Source organism: Enterobacter sp. PL_is514, from assembly GCF_055816715.1.
The window spans coordinates 266,357-285,288 of the sequence record NZ_JBVPGN010000027.1 but is presented as its reverse complement, the minus strand read 5'-3'; the positions used below and the strand labels follow the sequence as shown (position 1 = coordinate 285,288).

The 18,932-nt window shown below is 56.3% G+C and carries 20 protein-coding genes; 8 read left to right on the top strand and 12 right to left on the bottom strand.

Translation table 11 applies throughout. The annotated features are described in order from the left end of the window. Nucleotides 1–26 precede the first annotated feature (26 nt). The gene (locus tag AC0TNG_RS05520) at nt 27–359 is read left to right on the top strand and encodes a glycine zipper domain-containing protein (protein WP_008499797.1); all 333 of its coding nucleotides are present in this window, start codon (nt 27–29) and stop codon (nt 357–359) included. Nucleotides 360–478: 119 nt separating this feature from the next. On the opposite strand, the gene AC0TNG_RS05515 is transcribed toward AC0TNG_RS05520, so the two are convergent. The 3 genes from AC0TNG_RS05515 to AC0TNG_RS05505 all read right to left on the bottom strand — a co-directional run bounded on the left by AC0TNG_RS05515 (nt 479) and on the right by AC0TNG_RS05505 (nt 2,889). Beyond that, nucleotides 479–757 (bottom strand): hypothetical protein, encoded by a 279-nt coding sequence (locus AC0TNG_RS05515; RefSeq protein ID WP_473713200.1) that lies wholly within the window; start codon nt 755–757, stop codon nt 479–481. 202 nt (nt 758–959) lie between these two features. After that, nucleotides 960–1,214, bottom strand: a complete 255-nt coding sequence (locus AC0TNG_RS05510; RefSeq protein WP_090418665.1) for a hypothetical protein — start codon at nt 1,212–1,214, stop codon at nt 960–962. Nucleotides 1,215–1,341: 127 nt separating this feature from the next. Then, nucleotides 1,342–2,889: a methyl-accepting chemotaxis protein gene (locus tag AC0TNG_RS05505; protein WP_024906520.1), complete on the bottom strand. Its 1,548-nt coding sequence runs from the start codon at nt 2,887–2,889 to the stop codon at nt 1,342–1,344. A gap of 219 nt (nt 2,890–3,108) precedes the next feature. Here AC0TNG_RS05505 and AC0TNG_RS05500 point away from each other — a divergent pair, with 219 nt between their 5' ends. Next, complete coding sequence (locus AC0TNG_RS05500; protein ID WP_032650239.1) at nt 3,109–4,149, top strand: aldo/keto reductase; 1,041 nt, start codon at nt 3,109–3,111, stop codon at nt 4,147–4,149. A gap of 61 nt (nt 4,150–4,210) precedes the next feature. Here AC0TNG_RS05500 and AC0TNG_RS05495 read toward each other — a convergent pair whose 3' ends face one another. Continuing rightward, complete coding sequence (locus AC0TNG_RS05495; protein WP_023333400.1) at nt 4,211–4,699, bottom strand: TIGR00645 family protein; 489 nt, start codon at nt 4,697–4,699, stop codon at nt 4,211–4,213. 81 nt (nt 4,700–4,780) lie between these two features. Further along, nucleotides 4,781–5,284 carry an ESA_00282 family adhesion-associated protein gene (locus tag AC0TNG_RS05490; RefSeq protein WP_023309170.1) on the bottom strand — a complete coding sequence of 168 codons (504 nt, stop codon included), beginning with the start codon at nt 5,282–5,284 and terminating at the stop codon, nt 4,781–4,783. Between the two features lie 103 nt (nt 5,285–5,387). Between AC0TNG_RS05490 and AC0TNG_RS05485 the strand changes: the two genes are divergently transcribed. Together AC0TNG_RS05485 and AC0TNG_RS05480 are read left to right on the top strand one after the other, a co-directional pair. Continuing rightward, nucleotides 5,388–5,792 (top strand): hypothetical protein, encoded by a 405-nt coding sequence (locus tag AC0TNG_RS05485; protein ID WP_048990472.1) that lies wholly within the window; start codon nt 5,388–5,390, stop codon nt 5,790–5,792. A 1-nt stretch (nt 5,793) separates the two neighbouring features. Next, complete coding sequence (locus AC0TNG_RS05480; protein WP_061714475.1) at nt 5,794–6,240, top strand: hypothetical protein; 447 nt, start codon at nt 5,794–5,796, stop codon at nt 6,238–6,240. On the opposite strand, the gene AC0TNG_RS05475 is transcribed toward AC0TNG_RS05480, so the two are convergent. From AC0TNG_RS05475 to exbB, 3 genes are all read right to left on the bottom strand, one after another. Then, complete coding sequence (locus AC0TNG_RS05475; RefSeq protein WP_061714474.1) at nt 6,237–7,688, bottom strand: methyl-accepting chemotaxis protein; 1,452 nt, start codon at nt 7,686–7,688, stop codon at nt 6,237–6,239. The genes AC0TNG_RS05480 and AC0TNG_RS05475 overlap by 4 nt on opposite strands. Nucleotides 7,689–7,961: 273 nt before the next feature. Then, a complete protein-coding gene (gene exbD, locus AC0TNG_RS05470; RefSeq protein WP_024906515.1) occupies nt 7,962–8,387 on the bottom strand; it encodes a TonB system transport protein ExbD in 426 nt (141 codons plus the stop codon). Between the two features lie 4 nt (nt 8,388–8,391). Further along, nucleotides 8,392–9,123, bottom strand: a complete 732-nt coding sequence (gene exbB / locus AC0TNG_RS05465; protein ID WP_024906514.1) for a tol-pal system-associated acyl-CoA thioesterase — start codon at nt 9,121–9,123, stop codon at nt 8,392–8,394. A 251-nt stretch (nt 9,124–9,374) separates the two neighbouring features. Here exbB and metC point away from each other — a divergent pair, with 251 nt between their 5' ends. Further along, the gene (gene metC / locus AC0TNG_RS05460) at nt 9,375–10,562 is read left to right on the top strand and encodes a cystathionine beta-lyase (RefSeq protein ID WP_473713201.1); all 1,188 of its coding nucleotides are present in this window, start codon (nt 9,375–9,377) and stop codon (nt 10,560–10,562) included. Nucleotides 10,563–10,705: 143 nt separating this feature from the next. After that, nucleotides 10,706–11,365 (top strand): DedA family general envelope maintenance protein YghB, encoded by a 660-nt coding sequence (gene yghB / locus AC0TNG_RS05455; protein ID WP_024906512.1) that lies wholly within the window; start codon nt 10,706–10,708, stop codon nt 11,363–11,365. Between the two features lie 48 nt (nt 11,366–11,413). Here yghB and AC0TNG_RS05450 read toward each other — a convergent pair whose 3' ends face one another. Continuing rightward, entirely contained in the window at nt 11,414–12,313 is a 900-nt protein-coding gene (locus AC0TNG_RS05450; RefSeq protein WP_148769371.1) for an AraC family transcriptional regulator, read from the bottom strand. Nucleotides 12,314–12,508: 195 nt separating this feature from the next. Between AC0TNG_RS05450 and yqhD the strand changes: the two genes are divergently transcribed. After that, entirely contained in the window at nt 12,509–13,672 is a 1,164-nt protein-coding gene (yqhD, locus tag AC0TNG_RS05445; RefSeq protein WP_024906510.1) for an alcohol dehydrogenase, read from the top strand. A 105-nt stretch (nt 13,673–13,777) separates the two neighbouring features. Continuing rightward, complete coding sequence (dkgA, locus tag AC0TNG_RS05440; protein WP_024906509.1) at nt 13,778–14,605, top strand: 2,5-didehydrogluconate reductase DkgA; 828 nt, start codon at nt 13,778–13,780, stop codon at nt 14,603–14,605. A 41-nt stretch (nt 14,606–14,646) separates the two neighbouring features. On the opposite strand, the gene AC0TNG_RS05435 is transcribed toward dkgA, so the two are convergent. The 3 genes from AC0TNG_RS05435 to ftsP all read right to left on the bottom strand — a co-directional run bounded on the left by AC0TNG_RS05435 (nt 14,647) and on the right by ftsP (nt 18,876). Then, nucleotides 14,647–15,048, bottom strand: a complete 402-nt coding sequence (locus AC0TNG_RS05435) for a transthyretin-like family protein (protein WP_048990484.1) — start codon at nt 15,046–15,048, stop codon at nt 14,647–14,649. Between the two features lie 109 nt (nt 15,049–15,157). Further along, the gene (locus AC0TNG_RS05430) at nt 15,158–17,332 is read right to left on the bottom strand and encodes a YgiQ family radical SAM protein (RefSeq protein ID WP_061714470.1); all 2,175 of its coding nucleotides are present in this window, start codon (nt 17,330–17,332) and stop codon (nt 15,158–15,160) included. Nucleotides 17,333–17,463: 131 nt separating this feature from the next. Beyond that, complete coding sequence (gene ftsP, locus AC0TNG_RS05425) at nt 17,464–18,876, bottom strand: cell division protein FtsP (protein WP_032650246.1); 1,413 nt, start codon at nt 18,874–18,876, stop codon at nt 17,464–17,466. Between the last annotated feature and the right edge of the window lie 56 nt (nt 18,877–18,932).

Sequence of the window (18,932 nt, the reverse complement as noted above, 5' to 3'; positions counted from 1 at the left end):
CCGACAGCAGTCACAAAGGATCTGTTATGAAACTTATTAAAACAACGCTGGTTATCAGCGCCCTCATTTTTTCCACCTCGGGAATGGCCATCGACAAAACCGCCGCTGGCGCGGTAGCAGGCGCAGCCATTGGCGCGGCGACGGGTAAAGATCTGAAATCGACGGTTGGCGGCGCCGTCGTTGGCGCAGGCACCGGTGCCATGTTCAAAAACGGCGACAAAGGTAAAGCCGCGCGTAAAGGTGGTGCGGTAGGTGCTGCCGTGGGCGCAGGTGCCGCGGCGGTTACCGGCAAGAGCGTGCTGAAAGGTGCGGCCGTTGGCGCGGGAACGGGCGCGCTGATTGGTGAAGCGACGCACTGATAAACTTCGCCGGGCGTCGCAGCGCGTGCCCGGCCTCATGACTGTTCAGTAATAACTCCCTGCACCCAATCACGACTATTTGCCCTCAACTTATGGCCAGAAATGTCACCCGGAATACATCAATGGTGATCGTCATACTGATGCTCAATCACCATCCCTTCCGCCACGCTCGCCACATGGCGTGCACGCGGATGATAGACCGGTGCAGGGGCGACATACGTTGTTTGTGCAGGTGCAGGTGCAGGCGCAACGCTTACCGCCTCAGGAACCGTGGCTGACTGCGGAACAATCACGACCTTATACCCGGCAGGGACATCGACCGTGACGCTCTGGGCCATCGCTGTATTGACCACGGCAAAACCTGCCAGGGCAGCAAATAAAATAATACGGTTTTTCATAAATTGAATTATTTCCGGTATCAAGAAGATAATTCATTATGTCGGCTGAATCTTAAGACAATATTAATTTTCATGTTCTGGAATGTGCAGAAAATGCCAAATATATTGTTACAAGCAAATACTTTAATATTTAAAAAATATTGACTTACGTTTTTTTAAAAGGCGGCAAGAAATACGCTTGCATGCCGCCTCACCTGTTATGTTAATACTTAATATCCCGCGCTTTTTGCCGTCCGGACTGTTTCATCTGGCGCTTGTCCTGGCGGCAGTCGTGATTACTCTGGTTATTGTTTGCCACGCAGGTCTGCTTCACCTGCCGTGACGTATCGCGGGTTTCCTGCCTGACATCACGCGCCACGCGCCGTTCCTGCGCCTGCTGGGTCGCACTGGCAAAAACCGAAAACAGCATCAGAAAAATGAAAGAGAGAACAGGGATGACAGATAACGATCTGTTCATAGCAACACCTCATAGAAGAGAGCCCAGAACGTCAGGGGGGTTAGCAAAAGAATAGCAGTTTCAGCGCGAGCTGGAGGGGAAGACGTTAATAATGTAAGGCCGCACAAGGCGGCCTTGCAGCGCTGCGTTATGCCGTCAGGCGGAACTTCTGCACCGAGCGCTGAAGATCTTCGGTCTGGCGCTCCAGCGCCGCCGCCGCCGCGGAAACCTCTTCAACCAGCGAGGCGTTTTGCTGGGTAACGCCGTCCATCTGGGTAATGGCAACCCCGACCTGCGAAATGCCCTTGCTTTGCTCCTCAGAGGCAGAGGCTATTTGCTTCATAATGGTCGTCACTTCCGTCACGTCACGCAAAATCGCATCCATAGTGGTGCCGGTGTCGCCCACCAGCTTCGCCCCCTGCTCGACGCGGGAAACGGAGTCGGTAATCAGCCCCTCAATCTCTTTGGCCGCGTTGGCGCTGCGGCTTGCCAGGTTGCGGACCTCACCTGCCACTACCGCGAAACCACGCCCCTGTTCGCCCGCGCGCGCCGCTTCAACCGCCGCATTGAGTGCCAGAATATTGGTCTGGAAGGCAATGCTGTTGATTACGTTGGTGATTTCAGCAATTTTCTTCGAGCTTTCCGAAATTCCGCTCATGGTGGTCACCACCTCTTCCACCAGCGAGCCGCCGCGGCTGGCAGTGGTAGAGGCCACATCGGCCAGCTGGCTTGCCTGACGCGCGCTTTCCGCGTTCAGCTTCACCGTGGCGGTCAGCTGTTCCATGCTGGCTGCCGTCTCTTCCAGCGCGGCCGCCTGCTCTTCGGTACGGGACGAGAGATCGTTGTTACCGCTGGAGATCTCCGTTGCGCCGCGCCAGATATTCTCACTGCCGGAGCGGATCGTGCTGACCGCTTCACGCAGGCTGTCCTGCATGGCGCTTAGCAGCGGCACCAGCTGGCCCACGCAGTTGCGGCCGAACGGCTCAATGGGCTGGCTGAGATCGCCCTGGGCAATCTGGCGGAACTGCTGGCGAATGCGGTCCAGCGGTTTGACCAGCATCGCCACCAGGTAACGGTCGGTGAAGAGCAGGATCAGCAGGCCGATTATCGTGGCAACGATAATCACCGTGCGGGTCATGCTGGTCAGGCCGTCCACCACCACGCGGGTGCTGTCGAGCGACTTCGCGGCGGCATTGTTGAACTCTTCAGCCGCCGCACCGAACGCGCGGCTCAGCGGTGGGGTGACGTTGTTGGCCTGCTGACGGTAGCCGTCCAGCGCGCCCAACTTCGCCTGCTGCATTTGCGGCGTCACGCCCTGTTCAAGCAGCGCCTGCCAGGTGCCGATCACCCGGGAAGAGATCTGCTCATCCATCGGGCCAGGGGAAATGGCTTTCATTTCAGCCAGCTTCTTGCCCATGTTATCCAGCGCCTGCTGGGCAGAGGCCAGATCCGGCGTGCCGCCTGCAGCTTTGACTTCCATCGCTCGGCTCAGACGGGTCACAAAGCGGAAATACTGATCGTTGCCCTGACTGAGCACCGTCATCTGTTTGACCAACTGGCGGTCCACCTCGTTGCCATCAGTCACGCGAGACAGGGACCAGGTGCTGTACAGTCCAACACCCGCCCACATTAAACAAAAGATCCCGAGAATCGCCAGCATGACGAAGCGGATCGTGAAATTACGGAGCATATTCATAAGTCTTCCTTGCCGTGAGGGTGAGTTCGCCCAGAGGCGAGTACTACTCTCGTTATCGGCAGGAACGAGGGAAATTATAACGTTTTGTGATCATTTTTAATTAGCGTGGCTTCACTGGTCGCACAGCCGCCGTTAACCATTATCTTCGCGCTTAGTGATGTGATAAGTTCAGAATGAAAACGACGTTTCAAAAAATTATCGATAAGAAAAGGAGACATCATGTCCTGGTACCCTGACGCTACCCGCTATGAACATATGCAGTACCGCTACTGTGGAAAGAGCGGTCTGCGCCTTCCTGCGCTGTCGCTGGGACTGTGGCACAGCTTCGGCCACGTCCAGCCTCTTGATGCCCAGCGCGCGCTGCTGCGCAAAGCCTTCGACCTCGGCATCACCCATTTCGATCTCGCCAATAACTACGGACCTCCGGCGGGTAGCGCGGAAGAGAATTTCGGCCGCCTGCTGCGGGAGGACTTCGCCGCGTACCGCGACGAGCTGATTATCTCCACCAAGGCGGGTTACGACATGTGGCCAGGGCCGTACGGCTCGGGCGGTTCACGCAAATATCTGCTCGCCAGCCTCGATCAGAGCCTGAAGCGCCTGGGCGTCGAGTATGTGGATATTTTCTATTCCCACCGCGTGGATGAAAACACGCCGATGGAAGAGACGGCCGCCGCGCTGGCCCACGCCGTGCAGAGTGGGAAAGCGCTGTATGTGGGCATTTCCTCCTACTCAACCGGGCGCACACAAAAAATGGCCGAGCTGCTGCGCGAGTGGAAGATCCCTCTGCTGATCCACCAGCCGTCCTATAACCTGCTCAACCGCTGGGTCGATAAGACCGGTTTGCTGGATGCGCTGGAAGCAAACGGGACGGGGTGTATTGCCTTTACCCCGCTGGCACAGGGTTTGCTGACCGGAAAATACCTGAACGGTATTCCTGAAGATTCACGCATGCAGCGTGAAGGCAAGAAAGTCCGTGGTCTGAACGAAAAGATGCTGACCGAAGCCAACCTGAACAGCCTGCGTTTACTGAGTGAAATGGCGCAGGCGCGCGGTCAGACCATGGCGCAGATGGCGCTAAGCTGGCTGCTGAAAGATGCGCGCGTGACGTCCGTGCTGATTGGCGCAAGCCGCCCGGAACAGCTGGAAGAGAATGTTCAGGCGCTGGAAAACCTGCGCTTTACGGAGGACGAACTCAAGCGGATTGACCAGCATGTTGCGGATGGGGAGTTGAATCTGTGGCAGGCGTCGTCGGATAAATAGTGCGGTCTGATGCCCTCACCCCGGCCCTCTCCCTGTGGGAGAGGGTTAGGGTGAGGGGGAATTACTTCTTACTGATCTTATCCAGATACCCCATCACAAACGCAGAGAGCACAAACGTCAGGTGGATAATGACGTACCACATCAGTTTGTTATCCGGCACGTTCTTCGCGTCCATAAACACGCGTAGCAGGTGGATAGAGGAGATCGCCACAATCGACGCGGCCACTTTATTCTTCAGCGATGACGCATCCATTTTGCCCAGCCAGCTGAGCTTCTCTTTACGCTCGTCGATATCAAGCTGGGAGACAAAATTCTCGTAGCCGGAGAACATCACCATCACCAGCAGCCCGCCCACCAGGGTCATATCCACCAGCGACAGCAGAACCAGAATCAAATCCGCTTCGGCAATGGAAAAAATGTTCGGCAGAACATGCAGGATTTCCTGAAAGAACTTAATCGTCAGCGCGACAAGCGCCAGCGAAAGGCCAAAATAGACGGGGGCCAGTATCCAGCGAGAGGCGTACATGGCATTTTCAAAAAAGCGTTCCATAAAGTCCTGTTTGCAAAAGAAACCAGCGCCCAGTATATCTCAACGGCGCTGACTGTTTGCAATAACTCAACAGTACGCCACTCAGACGTTGTCCGGGTTAACCTCTGGACGGGCGTACTCCGGCCAGACAAGCGCCACCAGCTCAGGATAGGCTTCCAGACTGAACTCGCGAAAACACTGCCGCAAATTTAATACGTCCAGATCGGAATAAGAGACCTTCTCGCCGTTAAGGCAGCGCTTTTTGATATTGTCATAATATTTATACACGGCTGAATTCAGGTCGCTACAGCGACGCTGCGCCTCAAACAGTCCGGGCGTATCATTAATTTCCGACATTTTCATGCGCTTAATTGTCGCGTGTAAAAAGTCGATATATTCGTGGTTCACCCGCCAGTACCAGACCGGCGTAACGGAGTTCATCAATACAGAGAAATGGTCTTCACCTTCCTCTTTTGTCATCAGTTCAGGTTGCGGGGGTTCACTGGTGTCTTTCGACACTTTCGTTTTATTGAACTCCTGCATCAATAAAAGAACACCAGCGGTCAGTAATAGTAATGTGATGACCGTAAAAAAGATGCTGTTCATGGGTAGGCTCCATTTTTTTTGATTTTAAATTTGCCTCATGATATTGTCAACGAATCTCACGCCTTTACCAACCCCACCCTGTTGAAATTAAAGGAAATTGAAAATGCTGCCCGACTATCTCGTCCCGGCTAAGTACCACATCACGCCTGTGGAACAGCAACCGACGGAAGCAGAAAAAGAGGCCAGTTTCACTCAGGGGAAAAGAAAGCTCTCTGATTTCGAGCCCGATATATTAATTGGTGTTTCCCGAACTGGCAAATCCCGAAATATGTTGCTGGAAGAGCACGATCGCCATATAAAAGACCGCTTATTTCGCGCCATAAAAATTGAAGCCTTTGTCCACCTGCTGAATGACCTGCAGGCCGAGGGTGAAATAGATGCCCAGAAACTAAGTCAAATATTGGCCGAGAAAACCGAAGAAATTAACAAAGCGGGCAATGAAATTTGGCTTAACTTAATTACGCGCGAAAAAAACAACCCAATTTTTTATAGCCTTGGGGAGGATTAACGTGAAGGAAGTTAAAAACAACGACGTTTATTTGACTTTAGATGATAAGAAAAGTGATGAATTTATCTTAAAGCAAAATCTCGATGCGCTGCGAAACACAAAAAATGACGAGATGACGCGTATTACCCAGGACCTGGTATCGATCCCGGCAACGCTGGTGCGGCTGAAATGGCAGAATCGCCGTGAAATTTATCCGCTACAGGTCAAAGAAGAAATTTACGGTGCCGTGATGAACACCATCATGGAACAGCGGCCAGAGCTGAAAGAGAAGCTTCTGGGTCGCCTCGAGGCCAATTACCAGTATCTGCTTGCCAGAGAAATCGCCACCCTGCGCCTGACGCGCAAGCTGTCAGACGGTGAGTTCCGTACCTCAAACGTCACCTGCGTGGCGCTTGATGAAGACGCGCTGGCGTCTGGTGCCAGCGCCCCTTCCGAACCGCAACGCTAATTAAATCTGAATACGGCAATCGCCTCTTTTAACTGACCCGTCTGCTGGCGCTGCGCTTCAGCCACCTGCACTGTTTGCGCTACGTGACGCACGTTCTCCTGCACGCTGGCATCGATGCTGGCAATGCTGTCGTTCATCTGCGCAATGCTCGCCCGCTGCTGCTCGCTCATCTGCGACAGCTCCTCCAGCAGAGAGCGAAGCCCTTCGATACTCTCAATGATCGACTTCATTGTCATACCCGCCTGCTCAACCTGCTCGACGCCCTGCAGCGTGGTTGCCTGCGATGCGGTCAGAAGCTGGCGGATATCTTTTGCAGCCCCCTCGCTGCGCTGGGCCAACACGCGCACTTCCGAGGCAACCACCGCGAAGCCTTTGCCATGTTCGCCCGCTCTGGCAGCCTCGACCGAGGCGTTGAGCGACAGAATATTGGTCTGGAACGCAATCCCGTCGATCAACTCCAGAATGGCGTAAATGCGCTGCGACTCCTCGCGAATGTGCTCCATCGCCGCAATCGCCTGCCGTACGTTATGGCCCCCCTGCTCCGCCACGTTACTGGTGCTGAACGCCACCTCCCTGACCTGGCTTGCTTTTTCACTGGTCAGGGTGGCGACAGCCCTTAACTGTTCCATCGCACTGGCCGCCGTCGCCAGCGAACTTGCCTGGTGATCGGTACGTTCCGACAGCGCGCTGTTGCGCTGTCCTAACGCGCGGGATGCCTCCAGCAGTTGCCCAATATTGGCGCTAACCTGCTCAAGCGTGGCGCGCATGGTGCCCAGCGTCAGGCTGAACGTGCGGGCAAAGGAAGACTCTGCGGGGACCGCATCGACGGCCAGCGTGAGGTACCCCGGTTCACGGTTGATCACCCCCGCCAGCCTTGCCACCTCGCTCGCCGAGCGGGCGTCCTGCTCCATTCGTATCGCCAGCAGAACCAGAATTGCGGTCTGGACCACCACAAACAGCCCGTGGAAAACCACCATATGAAAGCCGGTGTGCATGAACACCACGACGCCGTAAAGGTCATTCTCCTGCAGATAGTTAAACACCAGATGATGTAACGCGATGACCGCCGCCCCCATCACCAGCGGGCGCCAGTCTCGCCAGGCAAGGAGCGCGGAGAGCAGGACAAAAACCGAAAAATGGTATTCAGTTTCGCCTTCGCCCAGATGAATCAGCAGCGCGGAAAATGCCATTAGCACAAACGCAGAGCTCAGGCGGAGCAACAGCGCGCCGGGAAACAACAGCGTCAGCAGCGTCGATAAACAGGCCAGAGAGGTGCCAATAATCGCCCCCTGCACGATATTCTCGTTGATATAGCCCACCCCCAGCGAGATGGCCCACAGCGACCAGATGAGCACCAGTATTAGCCTGTCGGCGCGTCGTCGAATGGCAGAAAGCGAAAACAGATCGTTTTGAGGCGCGTGCGGATACAGCCATGTCATCGTAGCCATAGGGAGTCTCTTGCTGTGCAGGTGAAAAGATCCTTCGAAGAAGGTTTGTTTTTATTATCTTTTTTAAGCGTAGTGGGGATATTCCACGACGCCATTTCAGCCAACGATATATTTTAATGACTCAGCCGAATACTAATATTTACTTAACTATCAATGGATTATTAATTATGGCTTTATTGATAAGGAAATATGAAGAATGGGGATATACAGCAGAAAATAATAACGATGCCGCGTGGCAGAAAACAAAAAAGCTGGCTTTCGCCAGCTTTCGTTCTATTTTTTGGCCGCTTTTTCTTCGCCGACCAGCCCAATCTTCAGGTAACCCGCCTGATGCAGCGTGTCCATTACCTTCATCATGGTTTCATAATCAACGGTTTTATCCGCACGGAAGAAGACCGTGGTATCTTTCTTACCGCCCGTAAGCTGATCCAGGGCCGGGATGACAGAGTCGGCCGTCACCGGGTCATTGCCGAGGAACATGGATTTATCCGCCTTCACCGACAGGTAGATAGGCTTCTCCGGGCGCGGCTGGGGCTGGCTGGATGAGGCAGGTAGATTTACCTTCACATCCACCGTCGCCAGCGGCGCAGCCACCATGAAGATAATCAGCAGAACCAGCATAACGTCGATAAACGGCGTCACGTTGATCTCATGCATTTCGCCGTTATCGTCCAGATTTTCGTTTAGACGCATCGCCATACTATCAACCCACGCGCAGTTTGGACGCCGCGTGCACCGGCTTAACCGAGCTGGCATTCAGGTCGAGATCGCGACTTTGCAGCAGCAGAACCTGCGCGGCAACGTCACCCAGCGTGGCTTTGTAGCTGCCAATCATACGCGCGAAGATGTTATAGATAACCACCGCCGGAATCGCCGCGACCAGACCAATCGCCGTCGCCAGCAGCGCTTCTGCGATACCCGGGGCCACAACCGCCAGGTTGGTGGTTTGGGTCTGCGCGATACCGATAAAGCTGTTCATGATGCCCCAGACCGTACCGAACAGACCGATAAACGGTGAGATCGCCCCGATGGTCGCCAGATAACCATTGCCGCGCCCCATGTGTCGGCCAACGGCCGCCACGCGACGCTCCAGGCGGAAACCGGTACGTTCTTTGATGCCTTCGTTATCTTCACTGCCCGCGGAGAGTTCCAGCTCGTTCTGCGCTTCATTCACTAACAGGGTGGTCAGGCTTTTCGCGTGGAAGGATGAGGTCATGTCTGAAGCCTGATCCAGAGAGCGGGCTTCAGCCAGCTGCTGCTGTTCCCTCTTGAGGCGACGCTTCTGCGAAAGCAGCTCGGCGCTCTTGCTGAAGAAGATAGCCCAGGTGACAACGGACGCCAGAATCAGGCCGATCATCACAATCTTAACCACGATGTCAGCATGCTGATACATGCCCCAAACGGAGAGATCCGCCTGCATCAAATTATTACCCACTCTGTATCTCCAGGACGCAAATCACAAAATCTGAACGTAATAATATCAAAACGTCGTCGAATTGATAGTAGTTCTCATTAGTATTTGCATAGTGCCGCAATTTTCGTTCACTTTCCTTGCGCTTACGCAGTAAAAATTTCTTATGCGTTTTTTTGCTAATATTTTCTGCTTATTCGATAAGCCTGCGGGTGCAGTTTTTTCCAATCGTGGTAGTCTGGACGTCCAGACGTATAAAAACAGGGTTAGCGAACATGACAAAGAAGCATCTTGATACCACGCTGGTACAGGCAGGACGCAGCAAAAAATATACTCAGGGATCTGTCAACAGCGTGATTCAACGCGCCTCCTCGCTGGTGTTTGATACCGTTGAGGAGAAAAAAATCGCCACGCGCAACCGCGCGAAAGGCGGCCTGTTTTATGGCCGTCGCGGCACGCTAACCCATTTTTCTCTGCAGGAGGCGATGTGCGAGCTGGAAGGAGGCGCAGGCTGCGCGCTGTTCCCGTGCGGAGCGGCTGCGGTCGCCAACACCATTCTGGCGTTCGTGGAACAGGGCGATCACATCCTGATGACCAACACCGCCTACGAACCCAGCCAGGACTTCTGTACCAAAATTCTCAGCAAGCTCGGCGTGACCACCGGCTGGTTCGACCCGCTGATTGGTGAAGGTATTGCCGAACTTATTCAGCCCAACACGCGCATTGTGTTCCTGGAATCGCCGGGGTCGCTCACCATGGAAGTTCACGACGTGCCGGCTATCGTGAAGGCCGTGCGCAGCAAAGCGCCAGAGGCGATCGTTATGATCGACAACACCTGGGCGGCAGGCGTGCTGTTCAAAGCGCTGGACTTCGACATTGATATCTCGATTCAGGCGGCGACGAAGTACCTGATTGGCCACTCGGACGGCATGATCGGCACGGCGGTCTCCAACGCGCGCTGCTGGGATCAGCTGCGTGAAAACGCCTACCTGATGGGCCAGATGGTGGATGCCGACACGGCCTACATGACCAGCCGCGGACTCCGCACGCTGGGCGTTCGCCTGCGTCAGCACCATGAAAGCAGCCTGAGAGTTGCCGAGTGGCTGGCACAGCATCCGCAGGTTGAGCGCGTGAATCACCCCGCGCTACCCGGCAGTAAAGGCCATGAGTTCTGGCAGCGTGACTTTACAGGCAGCAGCGGGTTGTTCTCGTTTGTGCTGAAAAAACGGCTGAATAATGACGAGCTGGCAAGCTATCTGGATAATTTTACCCTCTTCAGCATGGCCTACTCGTGGGGCGGTTTTGAATCCCTCATCCTGGCTAACCAGCCGGAACAGATTGCGGCCCTGCGCCCCGGTGGCGACGTGGACTTCAGCGGTACCCTGATTCGACTGCATATCGGTTTAGAAAATGTTGACGATCTGATTGCGGATTTAGCAGCAGGGTTCGAGCGTATCGTGTAGAGTGCTGGCTGAAAATGTACTCCCTGGACGCTTTTGTGAACACCGCAAGCGGAAAAGTCTGCATGAGTTGCGCCCGGGATCAAACCCGACGGGCGAATAAGGGAGTACAATAGCGCTATATCTGCTGTTCCACAGGAAAGTCCATGGCTGTTATTCAAGATATTATCGCGGCGCTCTGGCACCACGATTTTGCCGCGCTGGCGGATCCTCACGTCGTCGGTATCGTCTATTTCGTGATGTTCGCAACTCTGTTTCTGGAAAATGGATTACTGCCAGCCTCGTTTTTACCCGGTGACAGCCTGCTTTTACTTGCCGGGGCGTTAATCGGTAAAGGCGTCATGGACTTCACGCCAACGATGGTTATCCTTACCTCCGCAGCCAGCCTGGGCTGCTGGCTGAGCTATCTGCAGGGCCGCTGGCTGGGGAACACGCGCGTCGTCAAAAGCTGGCTGGCGCAGCTGCCGCATAAGTATCACCAGCGTGCGACCTGCATGTTTGACCGGCACGGCCTGCTGGCGCTGCTGGCGGGGCGTTTCCTGGCGTTTGTTCGCACGCTTCTGCCGACGATGGCGGGCATTTCCGGCCTGTCGAACCGCCGCTTTCAGTTCTTCAACTGGCTGAGCGCCCTGCTGTGGGTTGGCGTGGTGACGACGCTCGGCTACGCGCTGAATATGATCCCCTTCGTGAAACACCACGAAGATCAGGTAATGACCTTCCTCATGGTGCTGCCGATGTTCCTGCTGGTGGCGGGTCTGGTGGGGACTATCGCGGTGGTGATTAAGAAGAAGTACTGCAGCGCATAATTCAACAAAGCCGGGTGGCGCTATCGCTTACCCGGCCTACGTTTTTCGTCAGACTCCCTGCATCGTTCTTATACGTGACGCATCCTCTCCCGGCGTAACGCCGAAATAGCGCTTAAACTCCCGACTGAACTGCGACGCACTTTCGTAGCCCACCCGCATCGCCGCCGCGCTGGCCTTCATGCCGTCGTGGATCATCAGCATCCGCGCCTTATGCAGCCGGTAGGTTTTGAGGTACTGCAGCGGCGAGGTGCTGGTCACCGATTTAAAATTATGGTGAAACGCCGAGACGCTCATGTTCGCTTCCGCCGCCAGCTGGTCGACGCTGAGGTTTTCGGTGTACTGGCTCTCGATACGCTTGAGCACGCGGCTTATCAGGCTGAAGTGGGTCTGTCGGCTCACCAGGGCCAGTAACGCCCCGCCTCCCGGGCCCAGCAGCACGTGGTAGAGAATTTCGCGGATAATCTGCTTGCCCAGAATGCGCGCGTCCAGCGGCCTCTCCATCACGTCCAGCAGACGCTCAATGGCGCAGAGGATCTCTTCCGACAGCGTCGCCGAGTTAATCCCGCTCGACGCCATCGAAGGCTGGAAGAGTTCATCTTCGCCAATCTCCATCAGCAGTTCCTGCAGCTGCAGAATATCGACGTTGACGCGAATACCCGCCAGCGGAACGGCCTCTGTCGCGAAGGTTTCACATTCAAAGGGTAAAGGTACCGTCAGAAGCAGATATTCGTTGGTGTCGTAGCGGAACACGCGCTCGTTGATATAGCCAATTTTATGGCCAGAGAAGAGAAAAACGATGCCAGGCTGGTACATGACCGGCGTGCGCGTCCCTGGCTGCGTGCCATAAAGCAGGCGAATGTCAGGAAGCAGGCCACTGACGCCATTTTCGTTATCTATCAGTCTTTTAATCTGCGCAGTGAGCTGCTGGCAGATAGCCTCACGGTTCATCTTGCGTTACTCCGGGTGCGGTTTTCGACGTTGACAGTGTGCGTCGTTTTCCGCGCTTTCTCCAGCGCTCTGTAGAAATGGGCAAGACATCGGCAGGAATGTGCATTGAGGGCGTAGCCCCGGGCGGCCACAATGAGCAGCATCAGGTCGCCCTCTGCGCCACCACGGTTTTTCACCCACTAAAGGGAACGAGCAATGAACAACTTTAATCTTCACACCCCAACCCGCATTCTGTTTGGTAAAGACGCTATCGCCGATCTGCGCGCGCAGATCCCTGCTGACGCCCGCGTGCTGATCACCTACGGTGGCGGCAGCGTGAAAAAAACCGGAGTATTGGATCAGGTTTACAGCGCGCTGGACGGTCTGGACGTGCGTGAGTTCGGCGGCATCGAGCCAAACCCGTCTTACGAAACGCTGATGAACGCGGTGAAAATCGCCCGCGAAGAAAACATCACCTTCCTGCTGGCGGTCGGCGGCGGCTCCGTGCTGGACGGTACCAAATTCATCGCGGCGGCAGCGCACTACGCTGACGGCATCGATCCATGGCACATTCTGGAAACCCGCGGCAGCGACATCAAAAGCGCTATCCCGATGGGCTCCGTGCTGACTCTGCCGGCCACCGGTTCTGAATCCAACAAGGGCGCGGTGATCTCCCGTAAAACCACCGGCGATAAACAAGCATTCATGAACGAACACGTTCAGCCTGTGTTCGCCATTCTGGACCCGGTTTACACCTACACCCTGCCTGCGCGTCAGGTAGCGAATGGTGTGGTCGACGCCTTTGTTCATACCGTTGAGCAGTACGTCACGTATCCGGTAAATGCCAAAATTCAGGATCGCTTCGCGGAAGGCATTCTGCTGACGCTCGTCGAAGAAGGTCCGAAAGCGCTGAAAGAGCCGGAAAACTACGACGTTCGCGCCAACGTAATGTGGGCCGCCACGCAGGCGCTAAACGGCCTGATCGGGGCTGGCGTGCCGCAGGACTGGGCAACCCACATGCTGGGCCACGAGCTGACGGCAATGCACGGTCTGGACCACGCTCAGACGCTGGCCGTTGTGCTGCCTGCCCTGTGGAACGAAAAACGCGACACTAAACGCGCCAAACTGCTGCAGTACGCTGAACGCGTGTGGAACATCACCGAGGGTTCTGACGATGCGCGTATTGATGCCGCCATCGAAGCGACCCGCAGCTTCTTTGAAGGTTTGGGCGTGCCAACGCGTCTGTCTGGCTACGGCCTGGACGGCAGCTCGATCCCTGCCCTGCTGGCGAAACTCGAAGAGCACGGTATGACCCATCTGGGCGAGCACGGCGACATCACGCTGGACGTCAGCCGTCGTATTTACGAGGCGGCACGCTAAGCGTTTTTGTCCCCCCGACTTTCGTTTTTTGACATTTCGTCCAGACTTAATGCACACCCCATCGCCGGAGGAACCCTCCGGCGATGCGCACCTGAAGGAGGAAAAATGGCAAACCAAACCGTAATCAAGCTGCAGGACGGCAACGTGATGCCCCAGCTGGGGCTAGGTGTATGGAAAGCCGGTAACGACGAGGTCGTCTCCGCCATTCATAAAGCCCTGGAAGTCGGCTACCGGTCGATTGACACTGCCGCCGCGTACAAAAACGAGGACGGCGTGGGTACCGCACTGGCCAGCGCCGGTGTCCCTCGCGATGAGTTGTTCATCACCACTAAACTCTGGAACGACGACCAAAAACGTCCCCGCGAGGCCCTGGAAGAGAGCCTGGAAAAACTCCAGCTCGACTTCGTCGATCTCTGGCTGATGCACTGGCCGGTTCCGGCTATCGATCACTACGTTGATGCCTGGAAAGGGATGATTGAACTGCAGAAAGAGGGGCTGGTGAAAAGCATCGGCGTCTGTAATTTCCAGGTTCATCACCTGCAGCGGCTGATTGACGAGACGGGCGTCGCGCCTGTCATTAACCAGATCGAGCTGCACCCGCTGATGCAGCAGCGCCAGCTTCATGCCTGGAACGCCACGCATAAAATCCAGACCGAGTCCTGGAGCCCGCTGGCGCAGGGTGGCCAGGGCGTGTTCGATCAAAAAATTATTCGCGAACTGGCGGATAAATACGGCAAAAGTCCGGCGCAGATCGTCATTCGCTGGCATCTGGACAACGGCCTGGTGGTGATACCGAAATCAGTCACGCCGTCACGCATCGCCGAGAACTTCGACGTCTGGGATTTCCGTCTGGACAAAGACGAGCTGGGTGAGATTGCGAAGCTGGATAAGGGTAAGCGGCTTGGGCCGGACCCGGATCAGTTTGGCGGGTAATACCTAAAACGAGCCTGGTCTTCCGCCGGGCTCGTTTTAATCTATAAACCGGACTGACATCTCGCTTCTCCGGGAAGATCAGGCAATGTGCAAATAACGTTATACGCTTTCCCTTCAAGTTTATGTGGCCCACCGAGACCTCCGCCTGCTTCTGCATCATATTCCTTTCCGTTGACACTTATCTGGAGCGGGGTGTGATAAATCCAGTCCATCGGACCTATTGGCAGAAAAAAGATCCACTCATGCTGGCTCTGAAAAGCAAAACGACCGTTGTCGTCAGAAAGCGTTTGCTCCCTCTCTAATGTTATTTTAGCGCCAGAGACTGGCTTACCTGCGCTGTCGATTAGACGTCCTTCCACTTCTGGCTGTGTCTGGCGGTGCATTACACAACCGCATAACGTCAGGCCAATCAGCATCGTTCCTGTTAACTTCCTTATTTTCATTTTGGGCCTCCTATCCTTATGCAGAAAAAGCCGGGTGGCGGGCCTTACCCGGCCTACGCGCTGACCTGTAGGCCCGGTAAGCGCAGCGCTACCGGGCATTGTTACAGGTTTAACCGATCTTACGTTTTACGTTCTTCTTCGTTCCCGCCCCACCGTTCGAACGCTGATGCACAATTGGCGTGTGCTTGGTCAGCGCCGGGCGCGTATTGCGGTTCTGGCGACGCGCTTCGCGCATCTCCTCCAGCGTCGGGGCCGGTACCAGGCAGTCGCGGCGCGAGCCGATCAGATGTTTTTTACCCATCTCTTCCAGCGCCTGGCGGATCAGCGGCCAGTTTTTCGGATCGTGGTAACGCAGCAGCGCCTTGTGCAGACGACGCTGTTTATCCCCTTTCGGCACCACCACCTCTTCACTCTTATAGCCAATCTTACTCAGCGGGTTCTTGCCGGTGTAATACATAGTCGTCGAGTTGGCGAGCGGTGATGGATAGAAGTTCTGCACCTGATCCAGACGGAAGCGACGCTGCTTCAGCCACAGGGCCAGGTTCACCATGTCCTCATCGCGCGTGCCCGGGTGGGCGGAGATGAAGTACGGGATCAGATACTGCTCTTTGCCCGCCTGCTTCGAGTAGGTGTCGAACAGCTCTTTAAAGCGGTCATAGCTGCCCATGCCCGGCTTCATCATCTTCGACAGCGGGCCTTCTTCGGTATGCTCCGGCGCAATCTTCAGATAGCCGCCGACGTGATGCGTCGCCAGCTCTTTGATGTAGCGAGGATCTTCCACGGCGATGTCGTAACGTACCCCGGAAGCGATCAGGATCTTCTTGATGCCCTTCAGATCGCGCGCGCGGCGGTAGAGGTTAATCGTCGGCTCGTGGTTGGTGTCCATGTGCTCGCAAATGCTCGGATAGACGCAGGAGAGGCGACGACAGGTTTGCTCCGCGCGCGGCGACTTGCAGCGCAGCATGTACATGTTTGCGGTTGGGCCACCGAGATCGGAGATCACGCCGGTAAAGCCCGGCACCGAGTCGCGAATCGCTTCGATCTCGTTGATGATCGAATCTTCAGAGCGGCTCTGGATAATACGCCCTTCGTGCTCGGTAATGGAGCAGAAGGAGCATCCGCCGAAGCAGCCGCGCATGATGTTGATCGAGAAGCGGATCATCTCATACGCCGGGATGCGGGCGTTGCCGTACGCCGGGTGCGGCACGCGCTTGTACGGCAGCGCAAAGACGCTGTCCATCTCTTCGGTGGAGAGCGGGATGGCCGGCGGGTTGATCCAGATAAAGCGCTCGCCGTGCTTCTGCATCAGCGCACGGGCGCAGCCCGGGTTGGTTTCATGGTGCAGAATACGGGACGCGTGCGCGTAGAGCACCTTGTCGGCTTTCACCTTCTCGTAGGACGGCAGCAACACGTAGGTCTTTTCCCACGGTTTCGGGCGCGGCGGCTGCACGACGATAGCCTTTGCTTCCGCTTTTTTCGGCTCAACCGGCTTGTTATCGGCACACGGCAGATCTTCACCGTACGGGTGTGGGATCGGGTCGATTTTGCCCGGCATATCAATGATGCGGGAATCCACACCGCGCCAGCCCGGCAGCGCCTCTTTCACCATGATGGCGGTATTGCGCACGTCACGGATGCTGCTCACCGGCTCGCCCTGCGACAGACGGTGCGCCACTTCCACCAGCGGACGCTCGCCGTTGCCGTAAATCAGCATGTCGGCTTTGGAGTCCACCAGCACCGAGCGGCGAACGGTATCAGACCAGTAATCGTAGTGCGCGGTACGGCGCAGGCTCGCCTCGATGCCGCCCAGGATCACCGGGACGTCTTTCCAGGCTTCTTTGCAGCGCTGGGTATAGACGAGGGTCGCGCGGTCCGGACGTTTACCCGCCACGTTATCCGGCGTGTAGGCGTCGTCATGACGCAGCTTACGGTCGGCGGTATAGCGGTTGATCATCGAGTCCATGTTGCCCGCGGTCACGCCGAAGAACAGGTTGGGTTTACCCAGACGCATAAAGTCGTCTTTGCTGTTCCAGTCAGGCTGGGAGATGATCCCCACGCGGAAGCCCTGCGCCTCAAGCATACGGCCACAGATGGCCATGCCGAAGCTCGGATGGTCAACATAGGCATCGCCCGTGACCAGAATAATGTCGCAGCTGTCCCAGCCCAGTTGGTCCATCTCTTCCCGGGACATCGGCAGGAACGGCGCCGGTCCAAAGCAGGCCGCCCAGTACTGGGGCCAGGAGAAGAGGTCACGATCCGGCTGGATCAGGGAAATTGCGCTCATAATGCTTCCGAAGAAAAAATAGACAAAAGGAGCGGGATTATACGCTGGATCAATGTGGGAAATGAAGGGGTATTATGCGGGCTGTTGCCCTCACCCCAGCCCTCTCCCACAGGGAGAGGGAGAAAAGCAATTTACGGCGCCGGATTGATCAGCATCTGCCCCACGGAGCCCCTGTCCATCATCTCCAGCGTCTGGCTGTGGAACAGGAACGGGAAGTGCGGCCACGAAGGCTGACCGTAGTAGACGAGCAGTTCAACCTGACCGTCCACCCAGACGGTATCTTTCCAGCCGCGATCTTCCGGGAACGGCATCGCGCCGTTGACGTTGCGGATCAGGAATGACACCCCTTCAATATGGAACGACTGCGGCATATCCGAGCGAACCGTCCAGCGCTCCCAGGTGCCCTGCTGCGCGGTGATGTCGATGCGGTTAACGTCCCACAGCGCGCCGTTGATCCCCGGATCGTCGCCCAGGCTGATATCACGGCTGCGCACCGGCGAGCCGCTCATGATCTCCTGCGGCAGCAGACGCATTGGCAGGCTGTCGGTCACCAGCGGCAGCAGACCGGTTGGACGCAGGGTCAGCACCAGGGTCGAGACAAGTATGCTCGACGGTTCAAAGAACCCGCGAATGCGGTCAACAATGCTGGCCGCTTCGCCGCAGGTGACAGACACTTCATCCCCATTGGTCATATCAATAAGCACTTCGCGACGTTCCCCCGGCGAGAGCGCCAGCTGTTTGACGGAAACCGGCGCCGGTAAAAAGCCCTGATCGCCGGAAATTACGTGCAGCGGACGGCCATCGCTCATTTTCAACTGATAGCGGCGCGAGTTAGACGCGTTGAGCAGACGCAGGCGCACCCAGCCACGGGACACTTCTACATACGGGCTCTGCGCGCCGTTTACCAGCAGCGTATCGCCAACGAAGCCGCCGCTGCCCGGTTCGCTGTATTCCGGCGTACCGAAATTATCCAGACGTTTGTCCTGGATGATAATGGGGAAGTCATCCACGCCGTAGTGGTTCGGGATCGGCAGGGATTTGCTGACCTCATCTTCCACCAGCCACATGCCGGCCAGGCCGTTATAGACCTGCTGCGCCGTGCGGTTAGGTGTGTTGGCGTGATACCACAGGGTTGCCGCGCTCTGGCGAATCGGCAGAACGGGCGCCCAGTCGGCGCTGGGTGACATCATTCGCGCCGCGCCACCAATCAGCGGGCCAGGCACCTGTAAACCGCTGATGGTCATGGCGACATTTTCAGGGGTACGGTTACTGTAGATGAGCTTAACGTCATCGCCATTCCACACGCGTATGGTCGGCCCAAGGTAACGTCCGTTAATGCCCCAGACGGGTGCACGCGTCCCCTGGGTAAAGGACCAGTGGCTGCGCTGCAGCGTCAGGAAAAGCGGCTGACCGCGACGGGATTCAATGAGTGGCGGAATAGGCAGCGGCTGTTGCTGCCCGGCGGCGCTGGCTGTCAGCGGCATCGCACCCGCACAAAGGGCGATCCCCGAAGCCTGAATAAACTGACGCCGACTGAGTGACATATAAGCTCCATCTGAAACGACTAACAACGCGGGAATTCGTTTTCCCTTCAACGCCG

Bases quoted from the DNA above. Each gene is read 5' to 3' on its own strand.
- AC0TNG_RS05520 (WP_008499797.1), top strand. From the start codon at position 27: ATGAAACTTATTAAAACAACGCTGGTTATCAGCGCCCTCATTTTTTCC.
- AC0TNG_RS05515 (WP_473713200.1), bottom strand. From the start codon at position 757: ATGAAAAACCGTATTATTTTATTTGCTGCCCTGGCAGGTTTTGCCGTG.
- AC0TNG_RS05510 (WP_090418665.1), bottom strand. From the start codon at position 1,214: ATGAACAGATCGTTATCTGTCATCCCTGTTCTCTCTTTCATTTTTCTG.
- AC0TNG_RS05505 (WP_024906520.1), bottom strand. From the start codon at position 2,889: ATGAATATGCTCCGTAATTTCACGATCCGCTTCGTCATGCTGGCGATT.
- AC0TNG_RS05500 (WP_032650239.1), top strand. From the start codon at position 3,109: ATGTCCTGGTACCCTGACGCTACCCGCTATGAACATATGCAGTACCGC.
- AC0TNG_RS05495 (WP_023333400.1), bottom strand. From the start codon at position 4,699: ATGGAACGCTTTTTTGAAAATGCCATGTACGCCTCTCGCTGGATACTG.
- AC0TNG_RS05490 (WP_023309170.1), bottom strand. From the start codon at position 5,284: ATGAACAGCATCTTTTTTACGGTCATCACATTACTATTACTGACCGCT.
- AC0TNG_RS05485 (WP_048990472.1), top strand. From the start codon at position 5,388: ATGCTGCCCGACTATCTCGTCCCGGCTAAGTACCACATCACGCCTGTG.
- AC0TNG_RS05475 (WP_061714474.1), bottom strand. From the start codon at position 7,688: ATGGCTACGATGACATGGCTGTATCCGCACGCGCCTCAAAACGATCTG.
- exbD (WP_024906515.1), bottom strand. From the start codon at position 8,387: ATGGCGATGCGTCTAAACGAAAATCTGGACGATAACGGCGAAATGCAT.
- metC (WP_473713201.1), top strand. From the start codon at position 9,375: ATGACAAAGAAGCATCTTGATACCACGCTGGTACAGGCAGGACGCAGC.
- yghB (WP_024906512.1), top strand. From the start codon at position 10,706: ATGGCTGTTATTCAAGATATTATCGCGGCGCTCTGGCACCACGATTTT.
- AC0TNG_RS05450 (WP_148769371.1), bottom strand. From the start codon at position 12,313: ATGAACCGTGAGGCTATCTGCCAGCAGCTCACTGCGCAGATTAAAAGA.
- yqhD (WP_024906510.1), top strand. From the start codon at position 12,509: ATGAACAACTTTAATCTTCACACCCCAACCCGCATTCTGTTTGGTAAA.
- dkgA (WP_024906509.1), top strand. From the start codon at position 13,778: ATGGCAAACCAAACCGTAATCAAGCTGCAGGACGGCAACGTGATGCCC.
- AC0TNG_RS05435 (WP_048990484.1), bottom strand. From the start codon at position 15,048: ATGAAAATAAGGAAGTTAACAGGAACGATGCTGATTGGCCTGACGTTA.
- AC0TNG_RS05430 (WP_061714470.1), bottom strand. From the start codon at position 17,332: ATGAGCGCAATTTCCCTGATCCAGCCGGATCGTGACCTCTTCTCCTGG.
- ftsP (WP_032650246.1), bottom strand. From the start codon at position 18,876: ATGTCACTCAGTCGGCGTCAGTTTATTCAGGCTTCGGGGATCGCCCTT.